This is a genomic window from Nostoc sp. (genome assembly GCF_036919675.1).
Taxonomy (GTDB): domain Bacteria; phylum Cyanobacteriota; class Cyanobacteriia; order Cyanobacteriales; family Nostocaceae; genus Nostoc.
Genome location: NZ_JBALCP010000037.1, coordinates 228,493 through 252,548 on the forward strand (window position 1 = coordinate 228,493; position 24,056 = coordinate 252,548).

Annotated in this window: 20 protein-coding genes and 2 pseudogenes; 16 read left to right on the forward strand and 6 right to left on the reverse strand. The window is 43.0% G+C overall.

Annotation, left to right across the window (positions count from 1 at the left end):
• Positions 1–99 precede the first annotated feature (99 nt).
• The 7 genes and pseudogenes from V7K49_RS07525 to V7K49_RS07555 form a co-directional block, all read left to right on the forward strand.
• The gene (locus V7K49_RS07525) at positions 100–1,656 is read left to right on the forward strand and encodes a sugar ABC transporter ATP-binding protein (protein WP_335205068.1); all 1,557 of its coding nucleotides are present in this window, start codon (positions 100–102) and stop codon (positions 1,654–1,656) included.
• Positions 1,653–2,651 (forward strand): ABC transporter permease subunit, encoded by a 999-nt coding sequence (locus tag V7K49_RS07530; RefSeq protein ID WP_334864692.1) that lies wholly within the window; start codon positions 1,653–1,655, stop codon positions 2,649–2,651. Before V7K49_RS07525 ends, V7K49_RS07530 begins: the two co-directional genes overlap by 4 nt.
• Before the next feature lie 190 nt (positions 2,652–2,841).
• Positions 2,842–4,242 carry a sugar porter family MFS transporter gene (locus V7K49_RS07535; RefSeq protein ID WP_335205069.1) on the forward strand — a complete coding sequence of 467 codons (1,401 nt, stop codon included), beginning with the start codon at positions 2,842–2,844 and terminating at the stop codon, positions 4,240–4,242.
• 361 nt (positions 4,243–4,603) lie between these two features.
• Positions 4,604–5,650: a Gfo/Idh/MocA family oxidoreductase gene (locus V7K49_RS07540; protein WP_335205070.1), complete on the forward strand. Its 1,047-nt coding sequence runs from the start codon at positions 4,604–4,606 to the stop codon at positions 5,648–5,650.
• 128 nt (positions 5,651–5,778) lie between these two features.
• Positions 5,779–7,392 (forward strand): iron uptake porin, encoded by a 1,614-nt coding sequence (locus V7K49_RS07545; RefSeq protein ID WP_335205071.1) that lies wholly within the window; start codon positions 5,779–5,781, stop codon positions 7,390–7,392.
• 685 nt (positions 7,393–8,077) lie between these two features.
• Positions 8,078–8,968, forward strand: a complete 891-nt coding sequence (gene modA, locus V7K49_RS07550) for a molybdate ABC transporter substrate-binding protein (protein WP_334864684.1) — start codon at positions 8,078–8,080, stop codon at positions 8,966–8,968.
• A 129-nt stretch (positions 8,969–9,097) separates the two neighbouring features.
• Positions 9,098–9,262 (forward strand): annotated as a pseudogene (locus tag V7K49_RS07555) (Uma2 family endonuclease); the annotation flags it as partial.
• Positions 9,263–9,374: 112 nt separating this feature from the next.
• On the opposite strand, the gene V7K49_RS07560 reads toward V7K49_RS07555, so the two are convergent.
• Together V7K49_RS07560 and V7K49_RS07565 are read right to left on the reverse strand one after the other, a co-directional pair.
• On the reverse strand, positions 9,375–9,620 hold the full coding sequence (locus V7K49_RS07560) for a hypothetical protein (protein WP_334864682.1): 246 nt from the start codon (positions 9,618–9,620) through the stop codon (positions 9,375–9,377).
• Between the two features lie 190 nt (positions 9,621–9,810).
• Entirely contained in the window at positions 9,811–10,749 is a 939-nt protein-coding gene (locus V7K49_RS07565; RefSeq protein ID WP_334864680.1) for an AraC family transcriptional regulator, read from the reverse strand.
• 213 nt (positions 10,750–10,962) lie between these two features.
• On the opposite strand from V7K49_RS07565, the gene V7K49_RS07570 reads away from it, so the two are divergent.
• The 4 genes from V7K49_RS07570 to V7K49_RS07585 all read left to right on the forward strand — a co-directional run bounded on the left by V7K49_RS07570 (position 10,963) and on the right by V7K49_RS07585 (position 13,747).
• Positions 10,963–11,733 carry an SDR family oxidoreductase gene (locus V7K49_RS07570; RefSeq protein ID WP_335205072.1) on the forward strand — a complete coding sequence of 257 codons (771 nt, stop codon included), beginning with the start codon at positions 10,963–10,965 and terminating at the stop codon, positions 11,731–11,733.
• A 182-nt stretch (positions 11,734–11,915) separates the two neighbouring features.
• Positions 11,916–12,740: an alpha/beta hydrolase gene (locus tag V7K49_RS07575; RefSeq protein WP_335205128.1), complete on the forward strand. Its 825-nt coding sequence runs from the start codon at positions 11,916–11,918 to the stop codon at positions 12,738–12,740.
• A 16-nt stretch (positions 12,741–12,756) separates the two neighbouring features.
• On the forward strand, positions 12,757–12,879 hold the full coding sequence (locus V7K49_RS07580; RefSeq protein WP_335205073.1) for a hypothetical protein: 123 nt from the start codon (positions 12,757–12,759) through the stop codon (positions 12,877–12,879).
• A 100-nt stretch (positions 12,880–12,979) separates the two neighbouring features.
• Positions 12,980–13,747, forward strand: coding sequence for an alpha/beta fold hydrolase (locus tag V7K49_RS07585; protein WP_334864675.1), 768 nt, complete (start codon positions 12,980–12,982; stop codon positions 13,745–13,747).
• 628 nt (positions 13,748–14,375) lie between these two features.
• On the opposite strand, the gene V7K49_RS07590 is transcribed toward V7K49_RS07585, so the two are convergent.
• Positions 14,376–15,152 carry an intradiol ring-cleavage dioxygenase gene (locus V7K49_RS07590; RefSeq protein WP_334864673.1) on the reverse strand — a complete coding sequence of 259 codons (777 nt, stop codon included), beginning with the start codon at positions 15,150–15,152 and terminating at the stop codon, positions 14,376–14,378.
• Between the two features lie 281 nt (positions 15,153–15,433).
• Entirely contained in the window at positions 15,434–15,604 is a 171-nt protein-coding gene (locus V7K49_RS07595; RefSeq protein ID WP_334864671.1) for a hypothetical protein, read from the reverse strand.
• A 268-nt stretch (positions 15,605–15,872) separates the two neighbouring features.
• Here V7K49_RS07595 and V7K49_RS07600 point away from each other — a divergent pair, with 268 nt between their 5' ends.
• The 5 genes and pseudogenes from V7K49_RS07600 to V7K49_RS07620 all read left to right on the forward strand — a co-directional run bounded on the left by V7K49_RS07600 (position 15,873) and on the right by V7K49_RS07620 (position 21,008).
• Positions 15,873–16,322: a hypothetical protein gene (locus tag V7K49_RS07600; protein WP_335205074.1), complete on the forward strand. Its 450-nt coding sequence runs from the start codon at positions 15,873–15,875 to the stop codon at positions 16,320–16,322.
• A 728-nt stretch (positions 16,323–17,050) separates the two neighbouring features.
• Positions 17,051–18,958, forward strand: a complete 1,908-nt coding sequence (gene dxs / locus V7K49_RS07605) for a 1-deoxy-D-xylulose-5-phosphate synthase (RefSeq protein WP_335205075.1) — start codon at positions 17,051–17,053, stop codon at positions 18,956–18,958.
• A gap of 459 nt (positions 18,959–19,417) precedes the next feature.
• Complete coding sequence (locus tag V7K49_RS07610; RefSeq protein ID WP_335205076.1) at positions 19,418–20,581, forward strand: calcium-binding protein; 1,164 nt, start codon at positions 19,418–19,420, stop codon at positions 20,579–20,581.
• Positions 20,571–20,624, forward strand: a pseudogene (locus V7K49_RS07615) (hypothetical protein); the annotation flags it as partial. The gene V7K49_RS07610 and the pseudogene V7K49_RS07615, both read left to right, overlap by 11 nt.
• The gene (locus V7K49_RS07620) at positions 20,625–21,008 is read left to right on the forward strand and encodes a M10 family metallopeptidase C-terminal domain-containing protein (protein ID WP_335205077.1); all 384 of its coding nucleotides are present in this window, start codon (positions 20,625–20,627) and stop codon (positions 21,006–21,008) included.
• A gap of 108 nt (positions 21,009–21,116) precedes the next feature.
• On the opposite strand, the gene V7K49_RS07625 is transcribed toward V7K49_RS07620, so the two are convergent.
• On the reverse strand, positions 21,117–22,298 hold the full coding sequence (locus tag V7K49_RS07625; protein ID WP_335205078.1) for a catalase: 1,182 nt from the start codon (positions 22,296–22,298) through the stop codon (positions 21,117–21,119).
• A 96-nt stretch (positions 22,299–22,394) separates the two neighbouring features.
• Positions 22,395–24,035, reverse strand: a complete 1,641-nt coding sequence (locus V7K49_RS07630; protein ID WP_335205079.1) for a peroxidase family protein — start codon at positions 24,033–24,035, stop codon at positions 22,395–22,397.
• Between the last annotated feature and the right edge of the window lie 21 nt (positions 24,036–24,056).

The window sequence follows — 24,056 nt, forward strand, 5'->3', positions numbered from 1 at the left end:
AACATGATTTTGTGATGATTTTAATTTCAAATCATTTTTGAGTTTATTGATTTCTAACTCACAATTGCAACTTTTAAATTGTTTTTAGAGGAACTGCTGATGACAACAAGTACTGAAACCTCATTTCCTGATGCACCAACCACCACCCCTGTATTAGAAATGCAAGGGATTACCAAGCGATTTCATGGTGTATCTGCGCTTCAAAATGTTAATCTCACGATTTATCCAGGAGAAGTTCACGCTCTTATGGGTGAAAATGGAGCAGGCAAAAGCACATTGATGAAAATCCTGGCTGGGGCTTACATTGCCGATGAAGGAGAAATTCGCATCAATGGTCAACCCCTGAAAATTACTGATCCGGGGACAGCACGCAAGGCGGGTATTAATCTTATTTATCAAGAACTGAATGTTGCACCTAATTTAACCGTTACCGAAAATATGTTTATGGGTAGCGAGTTGCGGCGAGGTCAGTTTTTAGACCGCAAAGGGATGCACCTGGAAGCAGAGCAAGTGCTGGAAAGCCTTGGAGCCAATTTTACAGCGCAGACTGTAGTTGGTACTTTGTCGATCGCAGAACAGCAGCAAGTAGAAATTGCCAGAGCATTAAAAGACAAAAGCCGCGTTTTGGTAATGGATGAGCCAACAGCAGCCCTGTCTGACCGCGAGAGTGACCATTTGTTTGAGGTAATTCGCAAACTGCGGCGTGATGGCATTGCCATTATCTACATCAGCCATCGCATGGAAGAAATTTATGCCCTAGCTGACCGGATTAGCGTACTGCGCGATGGTCAATATATTGGCAGTCTGACACGCAGTGAAATTTCTCCACAGCGATTGGTGCAGATGATGGTCGGTCGCTCCATGCAAGACTTTTACGAACATCAACGGCAAATGAATCCGGGGCCAGTCGTGCTGGAAGTCAGAAATATGAGCGACGCCCGCAAAAAGATTGAGCCAGCTAGTTTTAAAGTTCATGCTGGAGAAATTGTCGGTTTAGCAGGGCTGGTTGGTGCCGGACGCACAGAACTATCCCGGCTGATTTTTGGTGCAGACCGTAAAGCCAGTGGTGAAGTATTCTTGAATGGCAAAAAACTGGAAATTAATACACCCAGTGATGCCATTGCTGCGGGAATTGGTTACGTCCCAGAAGACCGCAAAGACCAAGGTTTATTTCTGGAGATGAGTTCCCGCAAGAATATTGCCATTAACACACTCAAGCAAGATGCAAAGGGTGGAATTGTTAACTGGGGTTCAGTCAATCGGCTGTCAACAGAAGCGGTAGAGAACTTTAACATCCGCCTAGCCAATTTGGAAATTAGAGCACTGGATCTTTCTGGCGGTAATCAGCAGAAGCTACTGCTAGCGCGTTGGTTAGCCATTAAACCGAGAGTCTTGATGTTAGATGAGCCGACACGCGGCGTAGATATCGGTGCCAAAAGCGAAATTTACCGAATTATGAGCGAATTGGCAGCACAAGGTGTTGCTATTTTAATGGTTTCCAGCGAACTATCAGAGATTGTCGGCATGAGCGATCGCGTCTTAGTGATGCGAGAAGGCCAGCTGGTAGGCGAACTGGACGGCAGTCTTGGTAAAGAAATTACCCAAGAAAAAATTATGCACTATGCAACTGGAGCATCGGAGGTATTAGAATCATGAGTCAGACAGTCAGACCGCCTGCCAATAAATTAGCCAACAATCCCACATCCCGCAACCGGAAATCAATTAGCACTCTACTGGAAGTTGCGGGTATTCTGCCAATCCTAGTAATTATCTGCATCTTATTTGCATTCCTTTCTCCCAACTTCCTCACAGGCGGTAACATCGTTAATATCCTGCGTCAGGCATCAATCAATATTGTGCTGGCGACAGGAATGACCTTTGTAATTCTCACTGGAGGTATTGACCTTTCTGTTGGGTCAATATTGGCTGTTTCTGCCGTAGTTGCCCTGCTGGTATCACTACTACCGGCTTTAAGTTGGGCGGCTGTGCCTGCTGCGTTGCTAGCAGGATTGCTTTTAGGCTTAGTCAACGGCGCTCTCATTACCTTTTTGGATGTGCCACCTTTTATTGTCACGTTGGGTTCACTTACAGCCTTGCGGGGTGTGGCCTTTTTAATTGCCAAGGGGACAACGCTAATTAACCGTGACATAAATTTTGCTTGGGTAGGTAATACCTATGTCGGCCCCTTTCCTTGGCTAGTGATCATTGCGTTACTAGCTGTGATAGTTAGCTGGTTTGTACTGCGACAAACTGTTTTAGGAGTGCAGATATATGCTGTCGGTGGTAACGAGCGGGCTGCCCGATTAACTGGAATAAAAGTTAATCGTGTATTGCTATTTGTCTATGGTATTAGTGGATTACTGGCAGGTTTGGCAGGAATCATGAGTGCCAGCCGTCTTTATAGTGCTAGTGGGATATTAGGTCAGGGTTATGAATTAGATGCGATCGCTGCTGTTATTCTTGGTGGAACCAGTTTTACAGGCGGTATTGGTACCATTGGCGGTACTCTTTTAGGTGCATTAATCATTGCTATTCTCAACAATGGTTTAACTCTGTTGAACCTGTCTTACTTCTGGCAACTAGTCGTCAAAGGACTAGTAATTATTTTGGCAGTGATGATTGATCGCTTACGCAGACGTTCCAGACGGTAAAGAATTAATTTCTTTGGGCATTGGGCAATTCAATTTTGGATTTTGGATTGATGATTTTAGATTAAATTTCAATTTTTTAATCCAAAATCGTTCGACTGAGCGTAGCCGAAGTCTAAAATCTAAAATTCTTACTCCCCTGCCTCCCCTGCTCTCGATTAATGTATGCAGTTAATAACAGCTACTTATAAATATGACCTCCACTACTGCTCGTCGTAAATCCAACACGTTATATGTCGTTTTGATTGCTGGTGCTGCTGCCCTCGGCGGCTTTCTGTTCGGTTTTGATACTGCTGTAATCAACGGCGCGGTTTTATCTCTATCAAAAGCTTTTAACACCAGTAGTTGGCTGACTGGGCTAGCAGTGTCCCTAGCGTTGCTGGGATCTGCGATAGGAGCCTTCTTTGCCGGACAGATTGCAGACCGTTATGGTCGAGTCAAAGCAATGGTGGTCGCTTCGGCGTTATTTACTATCAGTGCCATTGGCTCTGGGTTTGCCTTCACTATCTGGGATTTTATCTTTTGGCGAGTATTGGGTGGGATTGGAATCGGCGTTGCTAGCGTTATCGCGCCAGCCTACATTGCGGAATGTTCTCCCACTCATTTGCGGGGAAGATTAGGATCTCTGCAACAATTAGCGATTGTAGTGGGAATTTTCATCGCCTTATTGAGCGACTACTTTATCGCTGTGTCAGCAGGTTCAGCAGACTCGCCGTTTTTGTTTGGGGTTGCAGCTTGGCGCTGGATGTTTTGGACAGCAGTCCCGCCAGCAGTATTCTACGGGATGGTGGCTTTAACAATTCCTGAATCCCCCCGTTACTTAGTTGCCAAAGGACGGGAGCCAGAAGCTGCTAACGTTCTGACCAAGATTTTGGGGGGTGATGTGCTGCCAAAAATTGAAGAAATTCGGCAGACAGTGCTTCAAGAACGCCAGCCTAAATTTTCCGACCTTTTAAGCAGAAGTGGCGGACTCCTCCCCATTGTTTGGATAGGAATCGGCTTATCTGTATTCCAGCAATTTGTTGGTATTAATGTAATCTTTTACTACAGCAGCGTTTTGTGGCGGGCTGTTGGGTTTTCAGAACAAAGTTCCCTAAGCATCACGGTGATTACAGGAGCCGTAAATATTATTACAACACTAATTGCGATCGCCTTCGTGGATAGATTTGGTCGCAAGCCCTTGCTCATACTAGGGTCGATTGGCATGACATTGACCTTGGGGACGATGGCTTCTATTTTTGGCAACGCTCCCCTGGATGCTGCTGGAAACCCCACTCTCACCGGAAGTGCAGGGACTGTGGCTCTGATCGCAGCCAACCTCTATGTATTTTGCTTCGGTTTCTCCTGGGGCCCAGTAGTTTGGGTACTGTTGGGAGAAATGTTTAATAATAAAATTCGAACTGCTGCACTTTCAATTGCTGCTGCAATCCAATGGGTTGCGAATTTCGTTATTTCCACAACATTTCCTCCCATACTGCAATATTTCGGTTTAGGTTCTGCCTATGGACTCTATACAATTGCAGCGGCTACCTCATTCTTTTTCATTATCTTTTTTATCAAGGAAACCAAAGGAATTGAGTTAGAAGATATGTAATTGGTATCCATCTAATACCTCTGTGGCGTAATTCATAATTCTGACCTAAATCATTCGTGAAAAGTTAGATCCCCGACTTCGTAAAAGTTGTCAGGGATCTGGATACCGGAAATTTTCACAAACCACATAGGATTGCTCTAACTCTTGTGGGGTAGGCAAGATGCTCGCCCTGATTATACAACTTTGATGTGGAATATTTGACAACAACTAGGAATTTACAAGAAATAAATTATCCAAATAAACGAATCACTCCAGACGCAGAGAGAGGAAAAATAGAGAGGATTTTTGCGTCAGTTTTGGGATATTTTTTTATTGGAAGTCCCCTAAATACAAACTTTCGCTTCAGTCAATCAGCAAAAAGATGGAAACTATCAATACGGCTCTTTGTTCTTATGGTTTGTCCGGTAGGGTATTTCATGCGCCGTTCATTGATTTGCATCCCGGATTTCAATTAGTAGGCTCCTGGGAAAGAAGCAAAAAGCTGATACAGAAAAATTATCCGGGAGTAAAAAGCTATCCTTCTTTAGAAGCATTGCTAGCAGATGAACAAGTAAAATTGGTAGTAGTAAATACACCCACTTATACCCATTACGATTATACTAAACAGGCTTTGCTTGCAGATAAACATGTAGTGGTAGAAAAAGCGTTCACTACAACGGTAGCAGAAGCCGAAAAACTGAAAGAATTGGCACAAAAACAGGGGAAAAAATTATCTGTATATCAAAATCGCAGATGGGATAGTGATTTTAAAACAGTTAAAAAAATTGTAGAGTCAGGCTTGCTGGGTGATATTATTGAAGCAGAATTTCAAATTCAAAAATATAAACCAACCCTCAGCCATAAACAACACGTGGAAGTTCCAGGTTCGGGGGCAGGAACATTAAACAACTTGGGGCCGCACTTAATAGACCAAGCTTTGCATTTATTTGGGATGCCTGATGCTATTTTTGCAGATATCCGCATCACCAGGCAGCGATCGCAGGTAGATGATTATTTTGAATTGATACTATACTACGGCAAACTGCGCGTAAAATTAAAAGCAAGTTTCCTTGTGCGTGAGCCTGCACCTGCCTATATCATACATGGCACTAAGGGTTCTTTTCTTAAAAGCAGAGCCGATAAACAAGAAGAGTATTTAGTAGCGGGGATGAAGCCTAATACACTTGATTGGTATACAGAGCCGGAAAGTGAATATGGCTTGCTTCATACAGAAAAAGACACAAAAGTAATTCGGGAAAAAGTAATAAGTTCACAGGGCAGTTATTTAGATTATTACGATGCAGTGTACAAATCAATCGTTAATAATCAGCCAATTACTGTTACTGCCGAAGACGGAATTAATGTAATGCAGATTATAGAAGCGGCTATTAAAAGCAGCAATGAGCAAAAAGTCATAGCGTTGCTTTAAGTAACCTAAAACTTAAACTCAAAATATGTAACTTTCATCCTGGTTAGCTTATAACCTGGAAGCTTTCGTTCGAGTGTAATCTCTTGAGTTACAAAGTCATAATTCAACCATTTTCAAGTAATAAGTCAATGATCAAAATTCTTGTTCATAGCTTTTTTATTCTATTTTTTGCAGTTCCAGCCGTTTGGGCAGCACCTCCAGAAGATAATTCTAATGCAGCAGATGCTAATCGGAATTTGGAGGGACAAGTCAATTCTGTTTCCCAGTTTTCTGATATTAAACCGAGTGATTGGGCATTCCAGGCACTGCAATCACTGGTCGAACGTTATGGCTGTATTGCAGGTTATCCTGACGCAACCTATCGTGGCAACCGTGCTTTGAGCCGTTATGAGTTTGCAGCTGGTTTAAATGCCTGTTTAGATCGGGTGAATGAATTAATTGCTGCGGGTACTAATGATTTAGTCAAGAAAGAAGATTTGGTAGTCCTGCAAAAATTGCAAACAGAGTTTGCGGCAGAATTGACAACTCTGCGTGGGCGGGTGGATACGCTGGAGGCACATACAGCAACGCTGGAGAAACAGCAATTTTCCACCACTACTAAGCTGAATGCTCAAATTATTACCGCCGTTAGTGATACTTTTGGTAATAGGGTGGGTGGCGATCGCGATGAATCCCGTATCTACTTTGCAAACCGGGGTCGTCTCAACTTTGAGAGCAGTTTCACCGGCAAAGATTTATTGCGAGTCCGGTTGGAGTTTGGCAACTTTGCAAATTCCAATGGTGCAAGCCAAATTGCCGCAGCCACAGGCACTGGAATGACACGCCTGAACTTCGACAGCGACAGCAACGATACACTTTTTGTTCCCCACATCCGTTACTACTTCCAAGTCAGTGATTCTCTTAACTTCGTTGTTGGGCCCACAGGCATTGGTTACACCGACATTTCAACCACCGTCACTCCCGCCACAATCGCTGACGACGGCAATGGGGTTCCCTCACTATTTGGGTCATACAGTCCCTTATTCCGGCGAGGTGGCGGCGGTGCAGCCGCTAACTGGAACATTAGCAAAGACTTCGTTCTCACCTTGGGCTATTTAGCAAGCAGTCCCAATGTCCCATCGGCTAGCAGCGGGTTATTTGATGGCGGCTACAACGCCCTAGCGCACTTAGCCTATTATGGTAAGCAAGGAGCGATCGGTGTTGCCTACTCTCATGGCTATAGCCCTGGTGGAGTAGTAGATATCGCCGCTGGGACAGGTAGCGCCCTGTCAAATGCTCCCTTTGGCAACAACATTGCTACTTCCAACAACATTGTCGGCGCACAGGGATTCTATCGCTTCTCCCCGAATTTCCAAATCCACGGTTGGGGTGGATATATTTGGGCAAATGCCAAGAACTCTGGTTTGAGTGATATTTCCAATGGTAGGGGTGGAACAGATTCTCTGTTTGTAAACAATGGTGACAATGCCAATGTCTGGTTTGGGGCGATTGGGATGTCGTTTCCCGATGTGGGGGGTAGGGGTAACTTGCCGGGAATTCTCTTTGGTATACCACCGCGTGTTTCTAACAGTGATGTCCGTCAAGACCGAGACAATGCTTATCATATCGAAGCATTCTATCGCTACCGACTGAACGATAATATCTCAGTGACTCCTGGTTTTTGGGTGATTCTCAACCCGGAAAACGACAGCAGAAATGATACCCAGTATGTGGGTGTGATTCGCACAACCTTCGATTTTTAACTGAATGTGAATGGTTTGCTTGATTAACAGAGTGCTGATTTGAAAAACCACATCTGTCGTAGGGGCACAGCAATGCTCATAGGTGTCAACTTAAAGTAAAAACTTGACTAGAAACAGCTTTCAGAGATTGCCTCGTTACCTCGTTAAGAGTCTCAGACTGGGAATGCCAGTTCGGAGGTTCTGCCGCCAGGGTACGCATTTCCAGCCAGAGACTGGAAACGAGATTTTACGAAGGTTGTAGCTTAAGTTGACACCAATGAGCATTGCTGTGCCCCAAAAGTGCAGTTTACTATCAAAGAATGATTAATAAAAGCCTGAAACGACCTATGCATGGTAAATGCATACCAAGATTAATTTGTACAGTGTGTAAGTCCTAACTTTATACAAAAATTTCCCTACAGTACAGATGCATTTACCTACTTTCATGGTATTTCAAGCTTTTATCTAGCAGTATAAGTACATAGGTTACTGTATTTTTTATATAAAGAAGCTTTCAAAACGGTGGTCATTTTTTGGACGTGCAAGTACCTTGTAAATACTGAAGTACCAAAGATTGTTTCCCAGCTAAGACTTCTTGTCAGCGTCTTTTATGGCAGGATTTAAAAGCAAACTTTCAATGTTGGGTACAAGATTTGGAATTTCAAAAATTGTAGTAACTCGCACATTAACCTACCGGAAATATTTTATGAAGACAGGGTACAAATTAGCACTTGCAACCGCTAGCATTGCTTTGGGTTTTGGTGTAATCCAAGCTAAACCAGCAGAAGCTGCCACACTTAGTGGCCCGATTAACATCTATGCTGCTGCCAGCTTGACGGATACCCTACCCCAGGTTGAGGAACTTTATCGGCAAAGCAACCCCAACGTCACCTTTATGAATACTTTTGGGGGTTCTACTGGTCTCGCTAATCAAATCATAATGGGAACAAATCCAAAGCCAGTAGATATCTTCTTCTCAGTATCCCAAGCACCGTTAGATAATCTGCAACGCGCCAACCAACTAATAGAAGGAACCAGGCAAGACATACTAAACAACACCTTGGCTATAATCACGCCGATAAATTCAACCATATCTATATCAAGCGTTCAAGACCTATTACCGCTTAAAGTGGCTATTGGTAATCCTGTGTCTGTTCCAGCAGGAGTATTCGCCCAGCAATTATTTGCCAATTCCGGGATATCGGGGCAACTCAATCTTGTCTTGGGCACAGATGTGCGTGATGTACTATCATTAGTGTCAAGCAACACTGTAGATGCAGGCATTGTTTACACTACAGACGCTCTAACAGCACTTGATAAAGTCAAAATTGCATACACTCCGCCTATCAACCTTTACTCTCCGATTGTTTATGGCTCTGCTGTACTCAGACAAACTCAAAACCCAGACGCAGCTAGGGACTTCAACTCCTTTCTGGGTAGTTCTCAAGCGTTAGGCGTGTTTCAGGTATCTGGATTCTCGCCTATCCCCGAACCTATGACTACTGGTGGCTCAATAGCAGTAGGTATAGTCGGCCTGATGATGAAGCGAAAGGTAACGGTAAAAGCCAAAGCCAAAGCTAAAGCAGCAGTGGATTAAAGGTTTTTGGCTGTATTCTCAATCAAAATTGAACTCACAACTGCAAATAGGAATCAACCCAGGTATAATCTTGACTTTTCACGGGATGTGGAAAGTCAGATTATGCTGAATCAATAGTTGCAATTCATTATCCCGGAATATTGGATTGTAGATTACGGTGCACTGGCAGACAGGCGATTTATCGGCAATCCTAAACAGCCCACACTATCGATTTATTGGCTAGTTGAGGGTGAGTACCAATTAAGCCTGTTTCGTGGAAGCGAGCGATCGCTTCTAGCGGATGGGCTGCAATAGCGCGTCAGCAGGGAAATCAACCTGGACATAGCCATCTCGCCGTAGGTCTAAGAATGGGTTTGTTTGAGCAAGTCAGCCGCTAATTGCAAGCAAGTCTCGCGTAATTAAATAATCATAGTATGAATCGTTCCGTGACATATTCCATTACAACTGGTTGCAAGAAAAATAACCCATCTGTTTTTTCAAGCAGCGATCGCCGGATCAGCGAGTTAATTAGATTAGGTACGCTCTGCTGATAGACTTGATCAACAACATTTTCACGAATCTCTGCAATCGAGACTGGCTGACGATGAATCGCCTGCCAAAACATCGCTCTCTGTTCGTTATCGGGTAAGGGACTTCCAAATAATAAAATCACCAAGTCCAATAATAATCATTATCATAATTTAGGGGGAGGGATGAGCAGCCATGAGGCTGCTCATCCCTCCCTTTTTGTTGAGTAATTTATTCCTTGGAAGTCCCTAACGTGCTGCAAATTCTTGACCGAGCTATTATTAAGTACTTGCTTGGCTCTTGAAATTCCGATCAATTCAAAGTATCCTGAAGTATCACTGTAGTACGTATTGCCCTAAATTGCAGCGCAGCTTGGCGATGTCACGATGCGGGGGAATACCAAATAGTTTTTTATATTCCCGGCTGAAATAAGACGGGTCATCGTAACCGACGCGAAAGCTGGCGATCGCCACGTCCATGTTTTCACCGAGCATCAGACGGCGTGCTTCCTGAAGCCGTATTTGTTTCTGGAACTGCAAGGGACTCATTGCCGTAACAGACTTGAAATGAGAGTAAAAGCCTGACACGCTCATGCCGAGTTCGCGGGCTGTATCTTCGATTTTCAGCGGCTGATCAATGTTCTCGCGGATTTCCCTGACAACCGTGGAGATGCGCTGCACGTCGCCTTCCGTAGTGATAAGCTGGCTGAGCCGCGCGCGCTGTTTTCCCTTTAAAAGCCGATAGATGATCTCGCGGATGATGAGCGGCGCGAGAAACTTCATTTCGTCCGGCGTGTCAAATAGTTTCACCAACTTGACGACCGCATCGAGTAAATCAGCATCAACCGGGCTGACATCCATCGCCTTGACTCCGGCATCGCTTTTTTTTGTTTTGATGCCGCATTCAATCATCACCGCAGCAACAAGTGCCGGATCGAGGTCTATCCGAAGATTCAAATAAGGTTTTTCCTCAGACGCTTCGACGACATTACTCATAATCGGCAGATCAAGCGTCGAGATCAAGTAATGACCGGAATCATAGTGAAATAATTCATCGTTCAAAAGCACATCCTTGCTGCCCTGGGCGATGACACAGAAGGCGGGCTTTAATACGGATACCTGGCTCTCGGTCGGTTTCAACGATTGATATATGAAAATGCCCGGAAACAGTTCCAAAAGGCTGTCTTCGGAAGCGAGACGAATCATTCTTTCGATCATCTCTTCCCGATTGATCTGCATCTTTCGCTTTTCAAATTCTGCTTCTTTTTGGTTCATAAATTGATCTTAAACGCTTTGTTTCTCTTCAGGACGTGATGCAGCAGATTTTTGGAGAATTGTCCGGTTTTTTTCGATGAACGTCCTCACGCTATCCGTTTTCACGGCCGCATAATTGAACTCATATAGCAAACGGTAGAAACGCTGCTGATGGCAGGTTGGTAAAAATAAACCGAAAGAAAAACAGTCATTAAACCGGAGAATTTAAAGATTATGGAAACGAAAGAAAATAAATCATTTAAAGGCAAGGTTGCCTTTATCACCGGTGGCGGAACAGGTATTGGCGTTGCCACCGCAGTAGCATTTGCAAAAGAAGGTGTCAGTGTGGTGATTGTCGGTTCGTCTGATAAACACCTTGAAGAGGGAATAAATCGTATCAAACAGGAAGGCGGAGAAGCTCTTGCCATCAAGTGCGATGTGCGACGGGCAGAAGATGTCAAAGCGGCACTTGATCAAACTATCGAGGTGTATGGACGGCTGGATTACGCCTTTAATAATGCCGGTGTTGATCATCCGGGAACGCCATTGGCTGATATTACCGAGGAAGAATTTGATCGCCAGATGAATATTAACCTGAAAGGTGTTTTTCTTGGCATGAAGTATCAAATTCCCCTGATCCTCAAAAGCGGCGGTGGTGCCATTGTCAACACATCTTCCGGCGCAGGAGTCAAAGGATTTAAAGGACAGGCAGCTTATACAGCAGTGAAGCATGGAGTCATTGGTCTAACCCGCTCGGCAGCTCTGGATTATGCAACATACAATATCAGGATTAATGTCGTGGCTCCGGGCATCATTGATACGCCGATGATGGATCGATTCACGGGCGGAACGGAAGAAGGGCGCAAAGGAGCTATTTCTCAGGAACCTATTGGCAGAGCGGGAACACCGGAAGAGATTGCCAATGCTGTCATCTGGCTATGCTCGGATGCTTCATCCTTTGTGACAGGTCACACGCTAGTAGCTGACGGCGGACAAACGGTATAAAGATTTGGGAAAAGCGTTTTTACCAGCAGAGCTTTTTAAAACTTTTAGCAGCATTGCCGCTATTGCTTACATTCAGAAAACAGGCGTTGCATAAAACAGGGATGAATTATTGAACCGCGAAGACGCAAAGTGCGCGAAGGAATTAGGTTTATGAATTCGCAAAAATTAAAAAACATTCGGCGATCATTGTTGGGCATCCTATGGGAGCTGTAAAAGAACAAAGTGCCAATGTGTATGCTGCAAATATGGCTGAACGAGGGTTTGTGACTTTATCTCTTGACTTGTCTTTCTGGGGTGAGAGTGAGGGCGAACCACGCAACGCTGTTGCGCCTGATATTTATTCTGAAGATTTCAGTGCAGCAGTTGACTTTCTTGGCACCCGTCCATTTGTTGACAGAAACCGAATCGGAATAATTGGAATTTGTGGTAGCGGAAGCTTTGTTATCAGTGCCGCTAAGATTGATCCGCGAATGAAAGCTATTGCAACTGTCAGCATGTACGATATGGGAGCAGCCAACCGAAATGCACTTAACCATTCGCTGACCCTTGAGCAGAGAAAGAAAATCCAGGAGGAGGCTGCAAAGCAACGTTATGTAGAGTTTACCGATGGTGAAACCAAATACACGAGTGGGACTGTACATAGGTTAGATGAAAACACACATCCTATCCAGCGTGAGTTTTATGATTTCTACCGTACACCGAGAGGTGAATACACGCCTAAAGGAGGATCACCGGAACTCACAACGCACCCGACGCTAAGCAGTAACGTTAAGTTTATGAATTTTTATCCGTTTAATGATATAGAAACGATTTCCCCTCGTCCTATGCTTTTCATCACGGGTGATAAGGCTCACTCAAGAGAGTTTAGTGAGGATGCCTACAAACGTGCAGCCGAACCCAAAGAATTGTATATCATTCCGAAAGCAGGACACGTTGATTTATATGACAGAGTTGAGTTAATTCCCTTTGATAAACTCACGTCATTTTTTACCGAACATTTAAAGTAAGGTTGAAATTTATCTGTTGCTCTCAACCCCATCTAATTTTAAGCCAGTGATTGTCTCCACGGGCGGCGCAGACCCAAGTGCGATCGCAGTTCCAATTCCAGATTTTGAAGATCCCCCCTTAAAAAAGGCTTGCTCATGAATTTCTTTTACCCCCTTTGGAGATCGCCGCAGGCGGGGGGATCTTAACCGAACCGTATTAGATATACGGCAATCTGAAATTTACACAACAGGAGAAATATATGAGTCAACATTTCGTCCTCATTCATGGTGCATGGCATGGCGGTTGGTGTTGGGACGGCGTGATTCGAGAACTGGAAAATGCAGGTCACACGGCGGTTGCTCCAACGCTCCCTGGAAACAATCCTGATGATGACTTGGCATCGGTAACGTTTGCTGACTATCTAGACGCGATCGCGGCTGTGCTAGAGCAACAACAAGAACCTGTTATTCTCGTCGGTCATTCCAGTGCAGGTTTTCTTCTGCAAGCAGTTGCACCCAGAGCAGCCAAGAAGATTGCTCATCTCGTCTTTCACAATGCCTTTATCTTGCCAAATGGTGCTTCGCAATTAGATATGTTTCTCCCCGAAGTCGCCCAAATTTTGATTGATGCTGCGATGACGGTAGCTACTCCCTACGGGAGTATTGCTTCTCCTCATAAAAGCGTACCTATTTTGGAAGATTTAATTCGCAATGCTCTAATGAAAGATGACTCAACGGAAGTACAAAATGCACTGCTGAGTCGTCTGGTACCACAACCATTCGTTCTCTTCAATACTAAGGTCAACACTAATGACTTCTTAGCCTTAAATATCCCTCGAACAGTGTTGTTCTGCAAAGATGACCGCTCGCTTCCACCGGGAACCTATCTCAAGATGGCACAAAGCCTTGGCACGTATGAGCTAATTGAATGCCCTGGAGGTCATGAAACGCTGTTCATTGCTCCCAAAATTATTGCAGATGCACTGACAAAAATCACCATTAACCCTACATTTCATCCGATCGCATAGTGTGCTAGCAACTCAGAGAGCATTCGGGAAATGAGGAATCTAGATGATGATTGAGTCAGAGCGTGAACAACCGTCCGCTCATTTTTTCTACGTGGTGATGGGTATTTTAGGCTATGTCAAGTCGCTTCTCTACGAGACGCTGCGCGAACGCTCCAATTAAAAATTAAAAATTATTAATTAAAAATTGAAGAAGCAAATCTTAATTTTGCATTTTTAATTCAAAAAAGGTCATCGCTTTGGCCTCTTATGATCCCCCCTAAGCCCCTTGAAAAGGCTACCGTGTATACACGAGTCTTTTAGAGCTGCTAAGTAACGTAGGGTGGGTTAATTTTTACAAGCCAATGCATTGGCATTGTCAGTCGATGCATTGGCATTATAAGCCGATGCAATAGCATTGTAAGTTAATGCAATGCTATTGTAAGCTGATACATTGGCATTGTCAGTCGATGCATTAACATTACAGATCGATGCATTAGCATTGTCAGTCGATACATTAACATTGCAGGTCGATACATTGGCTGTGAGGTCTAAAAATGGCTTGGTATTCGTGTACAATTACATCCTGCTCATGGAAAACTCTACCTACCTGCTAATGTTAAATTAGCTTTGCTTTCAGAGTCAGGTGCTATTAAGCCATTTGAAGCCCAATATCAAAGGTTGCTGCGTAGCCAAGGTTTGTTTTAGTAAGCTTGAGCAACATTTGTTTGCCACCATCTTGAAAAATTCCGTCTCCAGCGTTCTTCAACTTGCGTTGTCCCTTGCTGACGTATGGTGTTTGGGTGTGTACTCGATCGGTGATCGAGTCATCAAAGTATAGCTGCGATGCAAACTCATAACTCTGGGCTGATGCCGCATCTGTACGAACCTTAAAGTGGATATGGACTGTTCTGCCTTGATACCAACCAGGATAATTAGTTATGAACTGGACGGTTCCATTCGCGTCCGTCACTTGAGAGCCGCGCAGGAACTTTTTGCCGACGGTACTAAAACCTGGGTCTGTCACGTCCGAATAAATGCCTAGCGCATCACAGTGCCAAATATCCACGATCGCATCTGCGCGTGGCGTACAGCCAGTATTGCCAATCTGCAAAACCCGCAGCGTCAGTTGGAGTGGTACGCCGTCTTTCACTGAACCGTCCCCCGGATCGGAACGGATGTCGGAGCGGTTGAGCTTTTCGTCCACGAAATAGGGCCCTTCCGTCTGCTCTGGAGTCACGACACATGCAGGCAATGTACCATTGGCTAAAGATGATGCTGGGACGGCTAGACTCGATTTTACTTGTGTGGAGCTAGACTTTCTAGGTATGCATCCAACTACAAGTATTGCGGCTCCAACTGTTTTAAATAGAGCAAGTGCCTTTCTTCGACTCAGAATGCCACTTATTTGACAATCATCTTTTTTCATGCTGTGTTCACCATACTTTTATCAAGGTGATATTAAATACTTTCCCAGGAGTTCTAATCACTAACAAATGTGGATTAAATAACCCGCCACTCTTCTAAGATACAAGGGTGCGTTACGGCAAGCTTAAGAATAAAAAATCAAACCGCAAGCGTCCCAACTGGAAAAAGTCAGTTGCGATGGCGTAACCGCCCGCTGGAAGCGATCGCAAGTTACAGCAGAATTCAAGTATTTGAACCACATCTGTCGTAGGGGCGCAAGGCCTTGCGGCCCTACCGCGTGGTCTATTTACCTGAAAATAGCTGTAACTGAACAGCGATCGCTAACTTTTCTCTAAGCTCGACTTTATCCATTTTTTTCGCAACAGGCTTACTATCGCTAAAACCTTTGTGATCCAGTAGTTTTACTTTTTTAACTTCATCGATAATCTGTGACGTGGAAAAAATATTTGCCAAAAAGCCAGGGTTTTGGCGGATAAAGAAAACCGAGTTCTTAATTTTGGATAAAGTCGAGTTAAACGCGATCGCCCATGTCCAAAATCTGTGAGCTGTTTAATTCGATCCTTGACTCTCAGCGAAAAAATCTTGACTCAAAATTCAATCTATCAAAATAGTGAATTAGTCTAACCACTTATGACGCAAAAACCTCTATCTAAGGAAGGATATGGCTAATAAACTAAATGAAGTAGAAATAGGATACTAAATCAGACGAAAATTGTATTCTATGAAACTGAATTATTTCACAAAACAGCTTGTCACAGTAAAACGCTGGATGGCTACAACACTGTTTTGTATGTTAGCGATCGCTTTTGTTTGGCAAGGTACGTTTTTCTCAAACACCTCAGCAATGGCTGATCCTGTTGGAACCTTGATTGCATCGGCAGATGCAGGCGATGAAGTTAAAGACAAAACCAGTAAAGATGCTGGACGAGCTAAAAATTTCATCCAAGATACGACAGATAAAGTTAAGGAAGCTGCCAGGAGCAATGCCAGTAAGGTTGACCAAGCAACGGATGACAATGGTAGTTTTGTTGAGCGCAAAGCAAAGAAAGATGCGGCTACAATTGAAAAAAGAGCAAACGAAGATTCGGCTCGCACACAGAAAGCAGTAGACAACACAAAGAATGTTGTTGAACGTACTGTTGATAGCATCAAGGATGCTTTTGGTAAATAGAGAATAGATATATAGCGATTCTCATTTGAATGAGGTACACGCCAATGCCGTCTCCTACCTTGTATCCGTATTCATCTGTGGTTAATTATTTTTTTCTGTACCTCACCTATGTGGGAACCGCTATAGCAATCCTATTTGATTTCGTTCAAATCGAAAGGCTTAGATTTCCGACTTCTTAGAGGAGTCGGGAATCTTATTGTTTAAGAAGATTATTTTACTAAGTAAATACTGAATTTAGCTCAAAACATTTTAGTATTTTTATATACATATTTTACGCCCAGATGAACTGGCGATCGCTGATAAAATTAGCTGCTGTTAGCGAAGAAGAGAAGAAATAATTGCTAAATATTTACCAGCGATTATGCTGAATATTAAAGTTAAAAATGAGATATTTAGCTTTCTTTTGTACTAGCTTGAAAAGACAAAAATGAATGATCTAGTTAAGGAATTTCCGCAAACCGCTCCTGATAGACTTGCTTTTTTTATACAAAACTAACAGTATCTTTAAGTAGCATTACTTATTTACAAATGTGATCTAAATTTAACTAATTGCAACCTTCTTTTGACGAATTGTTAATGGGTGACAAATTTTTCACGATTATCAATTACGAAGTTATACTTTCCACTACAACTTAGTAACAATATTAAGAGTCTGATTATGTGGATAGCCCGACCGTGGGAAAATCAAAATACCGAAAACCTGAATTTAGAGAGGAAAACCCTATAATATGCATCTGAGCGAAATCACCCATCCTAATCAGTTGCACGGTTTATCTGTTCGCCAACTCCAACAGATTGCCCGTCAGATTCGAGATAAGCATCTCCAAACCGTAGCAGTTAATGGTGGACACTTGGGGCCAGGGTTGGGTGTTGTAGAATTAACACTAGGACTTTACCAGACACTGGACTTAGATCGGGATAAAGTGATTTGGGATGTAGGACATCAGGCTTATCCCCACAAACTGCTTACAGGACGCTACGATCGCTTCCACACCCTCAGACAAAAAGACGGAGTTGCGGGTTATCTCAAACGCTGTGAAAACAAGTTTGACCACTTTGGGGCTGGACATGCTTCTACAAGTATCTCAGCGGCATTGGGCATGGCTTTGGCGCGAGACTTGAAAGGGGAAAAATTTAAAGCCGTTGCTGTTATTGGCGATGGGGCGCTGACTGGGGGTATGGCTTTAGAAGCGATCAACCATGCCGGACACTTGCCGAAAACTAACCTGTTGGTTGTTCTCAACGACAACGACATGTCTATATCTCCCAACGTCGGCGCGATTCCCCGCTATCTGAACAAAATGCGCCTCAGCCAACCGGTACAATTTATTAAAGATAATCTTGAGGAACAGTTTAAGCAAATTCCCTTCGTTGGCGAATCCCTGTCTCCGGAACTCGGACGCATCAAAGAAGGTATGAAACGCTTGGCTGTTCCCAAGGTAGGTGCAGTTTTTGAAGAACTCGGCTTTACCTATATTGGACCAGTGGATGGGCATAATCTAGAAGAATTGATTGCCACTTTCCAACAGGCACATCAGATACCAGGCCCAGTTTTGGTACATGTAGCAACAGTTAAGGGCAAAGGCTATGAAATTGCCGAACTAGATCAAGTTGGCTACCACGCCCAAAGCCCCTTCACCGTAGCAACTGGCAAAGCCATTCCTTCCAGTAAACCCAAACCCCCGGCTTATGCCAAAGTCTTTTCTCACACTCTGGTGAAACTTGCCGAACAAAACCCCAAAATCATTGGGATTACTGCGGCTATGGCAACGGGGACAGGTTTAGATAAACTTCAAGCAAAACTACCCAATCAATATATTGATGTCGGCATTGCTGAACAACACGCTATTACTCTAGCTGCGGGACTAGCAACTCAAGGGATGCGCCCCATCGCCGCCATTTATTCTACCTTCCTGCAACGCGCCTATGACCAGATAATTCATGATGTCTGCATCCAAAACCTCCCAGTATTCTTCTGCTTGGATAGGGCAGGAATTGTTGGAGCTGATGGCCCCACCCACCAAGGTCTGTATGATATCGCTTATCTGCGTTGCATTCCCAACATAGTAATGATGGCACCTAAAGACGAAGCAGAACTCCAACGCATGGTAGTAACTGGTGTTAACCATACTAGTGGCCCGATCGCTATGCGCTACCCTCGTGGCAATGGCTACGGCGTTCCCCTGATGGAGGAAGGTTGGGAAGCGTTGGAAATTGGTAAGGGCGAAATTCTCCGCACCGGCGATGACGTGTTAATCGTCGGCTATGGCACAATGGTTTATCCAGGGATGCAAGCTGCTGAAATTCTCAGTGAGCACGGCATTGAAGCAACTGTAATCAATGCCCGTTTCGTTAAGCCCTTGGATACCGAGTTGATTTTGCCTTTGGCTAAGAAAATTGGCCGCGTCATCACCTTGGAGGAAGGCTGTGTGATGGGTGGCTTTGGTAGTGCGATCGCCGAAGCCTTATTGGATGCAGATATTCTAGTTCCTGTCAAGCGATTCGGTGTACCAGATGTGTTAGTAGATCATGCTGAACCCAATGAATCTAAGACAGAATTAGGTTTAACTAGCCATCAAATAGCAGAGAGAGTATTGCAAGCTTACTTTAAACAGCAAGTATCTGCTGTTGTTTAGTTAATTTTTGTAGTAATCAATCGCTCACACTTGTGATTCAGGTGTGGGCGATTTGCTTGTGAAAATGGCAAGTTTAATATTAAAAATATCATGTTCGGTTAAACCTTAGTTAATTACCAAAAATGATTAAGTATTAAATAATTACTTAAATTTATTTCTATTTTTCCATTATCTGTATATTTAATTTAGTTAATTACTACGCTGATTATACCATCAATTCAATAGCAGGATCAATTCAATAGCAAGCGATCGCTTTATAGTTTTCATGGGTTAAACAAGTGAAGTTTAACCCCGTATTTCGTCGTACTTTTTTCAAATAGATTGATTGAGAGTGAAGAACAACATAATAATTAATATTTAATATTAATTATTGAATTTACGAAAATCATGTAATAGATATTGCATGATATGTCAAATTTTGTCTGCACCTTTTAAACCTAAAAAAAGCACAGTAAAACTATGGCTATTCAAGGAACAAACAATAACGATAATTTAGTCGGCACTTCTGGAAATGATACTATTCAAGGCTTAAACGGTAATGATACCCTTTCTGGGCTAGGTGGAAACGATCAATTATCAGGTGGTGCTGGAAGTGATGCCTTATATGGTGGTGCAGGTAACGATCAATTTGTTTTAGAGAACTTTGATGGTAATGGTAATACTAAAGACCAAGACATCGTAACAGATTTTCAGAAGGGAGCAGACAAAATTGATCTCAGAACTATTGGTATTAGTGACTTCAATACTATCTCACTTCTGACAAGTGAGGATGTAGATACTAATGCGATAATTAGCACCCGCAATAGCCTCTATAACGGCGATTATTATTATCGACTCAAAATCAATGGCATTCGCAAAAGTCAATTGCAAGCCGGTGATTTCATTTTCAACAGTGCAGTTGTGAATGACACCATCAGCGGAAGTGGTTACAATGATGATTTGTTTGGCGGTTTAGGTAACGATAGCCTGGTAGGTAATAGCGGTAATGACCGTTTGTTTGGTGAACAGGGAGATGACAAGTTATTAGGTGATGCTGGAAGTGATACCTTGTATGGTGGTGCGGGGAACGATACCTATTCTTTCCTAGCTAATAGTGCCTTGGGAACCGACACAATTATAGAAACCACAATCAGTGGTACTGATACTATTAACTTTAGCGGTACTACAGTTCCCGTCAACCTAAATCTAGGTGTAACCACCTCGCAAACGATTAATAGCAATCTCAAACTCATTATCTCTGCCAATAACGTTATCGAAAATGCAACGGGTGGCACAGGCAATGACCTTCTCACTGGTAATACACTGAATAACAATCTGATTGGCGGTGACGGAAATGACCGACTCCAAGGGTTAGCAGGAAATGATACCTATTCTTTCTTAGCTAATACTACTTTGGGAACCGACACGATTATAGAAACCACAACAGGTGGTACTGATACTGTTAACTTTAGTGGTACTACAGCTGCTGTCAATGTAAATCTAGGTATAACCACCTCGCAAACGGTTAATAGCAATCTCAAACTCATTATCTCTGCTAACAACGTGATCGAAAATGCAACGGGTGGCACAGGTAATGACCTTCTTACTGGTAATACACTGAATAATACTTTGAATTGGCGGTGACGGAAATGACACCCTCCAGGGAGGTAATGGTGATGACCAACTGTTGGGAGGACTGGGCAATGATATTCTCACTGGTGGAACTGGGAAGGATAAATATCTGTTCCAAAGTAACGGGGTTTTTAGCACAAGCTTAGGTGTTGATAACATCACTCAGTTTGAAGCGGGACAAGACCAGATTGTGCTGAGTAAAACCACCTTTAATACTGTTACTAATAGTGTCGGTCAAGCTTTAACTGACTTTGCAGTTGTCACTAACAATCAATTCGTCAATGCTAGTAAGGCGCGTATTGTCTTTAGTCAAAGTAGTGGCAGTCTATTCTATAATCGGGATGGTAATCTTCTGGGTACAGGAACAGTATTTGAGTTTGCCCGTTTAGGAAATCCTAATATTACTCTGAGTAGTAGCAATTTCAGCCTGATTGCCTAGAACACCAATTCAGTAATCTTGGAAGAACCTCTCCCCTAACCCCTTTCCAAAACAGAGAGGGGCTAAGGAGTTAGGTTTCGCATTGGTTTTTCAACATGACATGAAAAGTCAGATTGTTGGTTCCTGGTATTTAACTCCTCGTTTTTCGTGACGGTCATCAGCAACGATAGGATAAACAATGCTGCGTAACCGATTAATCGCACCCACAGGACGATGCACTGCTAGACCATTCCCAGGAGAAAAACTGAGATTTTCCCCAAAGTCATTTTCTTTGGGAGAATTAACCTTCTGATGCTTAACCGTTAGGCGACCAACTGTAAAGAAGGGTGATTCTTTTTCATTCCAAACAATGGTGGTATCATCAATGGACATTTCTGGGCTAGTTTGAAATTGGATTTGAAAGTCCCAATGATATTCAGCATCAGGCTTTGCTAAAGCTTGAATGATATCCTCTCGGTAGTAGTTGTCCTCTGAACCTGAGGCTTTAGCACGCTGAAGCTCACTTTCTGGTCTGGACTCAAGAGGAAGTTGTTGATGAGGTGGTTGACTGGAAACTGGAGTAAATCCATATTTAATCACAACTGGATATTCCACAGGAACTCGACCTGGTTGTGATGGGTCAAAATCAGATTTGAGTCCCAAAGAATACGCTGAAGCACTCCAATAGCGTTCTGTGAGCAAACTCTTGGGAAACCGTTTGAAACTGTTTTTTAGAAGTGAGGATTCATAGGGATGCAACTTTAGCCATAAAAGCACGAGCAGCTTCAGAATCGGAGACAGCCCTGCTCGATAAACCGTCAAGAAAAAGCTGTGGAAGTCTTTGATGGTTCTAACAAAAAAGAATTCGGTATTGTGGGCAATAATATCTTGGGTTTTTAACTCGTGACTTTGTGGTAGTCTTTCTCCTTCTACCCCTATCACTTTTACGGCCATGGAGCGCGTATCTCCTTCATAATCATTCTTTACTGAAAACGCACCATTTGCAAATCGTAGCCAAACTGGATATTGTTTCGGTTTTGCAAATAAACCTTGTTTTAGGGAAATGGCTTGAAGTTGAGCTTCAGTTAATGAGGTGCGTTTGCTCAATTCCTGCTTAATTGCTGCTTCATCAAAGTCAAAGATTTCTAGAGTTCCTTGTACAGCAGCGTTAGTTTTAGAGTGGGTATCTCTTTTTGCAGTTTTTTTCTTCTCACCTCCGTAAAGATTTTCCATGTTCTTTTTGACTAGCTCACTCATGAGAGCGCAATATTTGGTTTCGTCTTTTTCTGGATATTCAGTAAATAAGTTCATTTTTTGAAAGGTAAGATTAATTAGAAAACACTTTGTGTGTATTTAACAAGTTGGGTGTTTTTTATTATTCGTAACACACCCAAATTCATTAGTTAATCAAGCAGGTTGCCAATCTTCGCGATAAAAAGAAACTCTATACTTTTTCCCTTGAGGAATATTGCGATGCACCACTTGGGAGAGGGTTTTTGTATTCTGAATTTCCTCCCAACCTACTGGTGAAAAAGTTTCTGGATTGAAGATATTTTCCGCTAGTAGAGGATTGGTAAACGCTTGAGAAAAAGCATCAATTCCTATCAGTCGTCCGACTAAAGGTGGTAAGGCTGAATTAGGACGCAAATCTTCTGCATAGAGTCCGACGTACAACTCAATGTTATCTACATGACCGTACAATCGTTGCAGTTCTTTTTGGACTTTTTCATTACTACTAATCTGATCGAAGTCGGTCACGCGGGGATAGCTGCATAAGTCACGGTAGTCGTTATAGCTTCTTAATTTTGCCGTCCGACCTAAATGAATACTAGCTATTTCGGTGGGAATTAGAAATTCAGGTGTGTTGAATAAACTCAGTTGCGCTGCGGGTTGGGAACAGCTTTCCTCAAAGATGGCTCCTAATCCCTTGTTGATAATCATGTCGTTGTTCCACATCGAGGTAGGCATGGGAAGCTTTTGTCCGTTATAGATTAAAGTATCGGGTAGCATACTATGCCAACGATAAACTAAACTAAATTCCACCGACATCCAATTATGGCGATACCACTTTTCATTCGTGAACGCGGGGGGATCGGTGAAAAATTGAAAGTGATAGGGAGTTATGTGGTTGATGTAATCTTCTAAAACAATCTTGAGAAATTCAGCCATGACAATATTTCTTGCCGTTTGGAAAAGGCGTTCATCGTCCCAAGTTGGATAATTTTTTGTCAAGAGATCGCACACGCGATTATGTTCCCTTAAGGAAAGAACATTCAGCATGACATAGCCGATTTGCACGTTTGCTCGTTCTACTTCCAACCCCATCGCAAACAACTTCTGTTTCTTTTCTGGAGGGAACGTTTCTGCTTTTGGGGTGGACTCATCCGTGTAAAGATGGGGCAACCCTCTAAATTCTTCTTTGGGTTTTCCATCTTCATCATAGTAAAAGAGAGGATATTCTTCTCCATTAATAATTTGGCTTTTTAGCTTCCCGCCTTTATATGATCGCAGCAGGTGTGTAATCTTTGGATTTAACCCATAGACATTGCACATATCGATGTGGTGGTTGGAACTATTCCTGCGTGGATCGTGGCGATCGGTTCTTAGAAAGCTATCTGTAAACCATTGAACAAAATAGGGAAACATTAGGGAGGATTTGGGCGAGTATTTCGTTTCCCCAGTTTTGCGATACAAAATCTCTAAATCTTGAATCGGCGGCAGATTTTTCTCAAATTTTTCAGCAGGCGTTAAATTAATGCCGATATAGTTTTCATTAGTCAAGGGTTTCCAATCTAAGGGTGGTAGTTGAAGTCCCGAATATGTTCGCTCAATCAAGGAATCCCAAGATGTATAGGGAGACATTGTACTAAACGGATATGGACGAGTCGGAATTTTTAAGATGGCATTGCTAGTGAGAGTTTTGTTAACTTTCCTGGCAAGACCTGGGTTGCTTTGAATAAAGTTCCAAATTGGTTTAAAGCCGGTTAAAACAGCCGTCTCAAGTTTGTTTTTAAACCCATCTCTTGATGTGTCTCTTTTTGCAGTCATAATTGTTTCTCTTTTATAATC

Excerpts from the sequence above, each read along its gene's own strand:
- V7K49_RS07525 (WP_335205068.1), top strand. The coding sequence starts at position 100 with ATGACAACAAGTACTGAAACCTCATTTCCTGATGCACCAACCACCACC.
- V7K49_RS07530 (WP_334864692.1), top strand. The coding sequence starts at position 1,653 with ATGAGTCAGACAGTCAGACCGCCTGCCAATAAATTAGCCAACAATCCC.
- V7K49_RS07535 (WP_335205069.1), top strand. The coding sequence starts at position 2,842 with ATGACCTCCACTACTGCTCGTCGTAAATCCAACACGTTATATGTCGTT.
- V7K49_RS07540 (WP_335205070.1), top strand. The coding sequence starts at position 4,604 with ATGGAAACTATCAATACGGCTCTTTGTTCTTATGGTTTGTCCGGTAGG.
- V7K49_RS07545 (WP_335205071.1), top strand. The coding sequence starts at position 5,779 with ATGATCAAAATTCTTGTTCATAGCTTTTTTATTCTATTTTTTGCAGTT.
- modA (WP_334864684.1), top strand. The coding sequence starts at position 8,078 with ATGAAGACAGGGTACAAATTAGCACTTGCAACCGCTAGCATTGCTTTG.
- V7K49_RS07565 (WP_334864680.1), bottom strand. The coding sequence starts at position 10,749 with ATGAACCAAAAAGAAGCAGAATTTGAAAAGCGAAAGATGCAGATCAAT.
- V7K49_RS07570 (WP_335205072.1), top strand. The coding sequence starts at position 10,963 with ATGGAAACGAAAGAAAATAAATCATTTAAAGGCAAGGTTGCCTTTATC.
- V7K49_RS07585 (WP_334864675.1), top strand. The coding sequence starts at position 12,980 with ATGAGTCAACATTTCGTCCTCATTCATGGTGCATGGCATGGCGGTTGG.
- V7K49_RS07590 (WP_334864673.1), bottom strand. The coding sequence starts at position 15,152 with ATGAAAAAAGATGATTGTCAAATAAGTGGCATTCTGAGTCGAAGAAAG.
- V7K49_RS07600 (WP_335205074.1), top strand. The coding sequence starts at position 15,873 with ATGAAACTGAATTATTTCACAAAACAGCTTGTCACAGTAAAACGCTGG.
- dxs (WP_335205075.1), top strand. The coding sequence starts at position 17,051 with ATGCATCTGAGCGAAATCACCCATCCTAATCAGTTGCACGGTTTATCT.
- V7K49_RS07610 (WP_335205076.1), top strand. The coding sequence starts at position 19,418 with ATGGCTATTCAAGGAACAAACAATAACGATAATTTAGTCGGCACTTCT.
- V7K49_RS07625 (WP_335205078.1), bottom strand. The coding sequence starts at position 22,298 with ATGAACTTATTTACTGAATATCCAGAAAAAGACGAAACCAAATATTGC.
- V7K49_RS07630 (WP_335205079.1), bottom strand. The coding sequence starts at position 24,035 with ATGACTGCAAAAAGAGACACATCAAGAGATGGGTTTAAAAACAAACTT.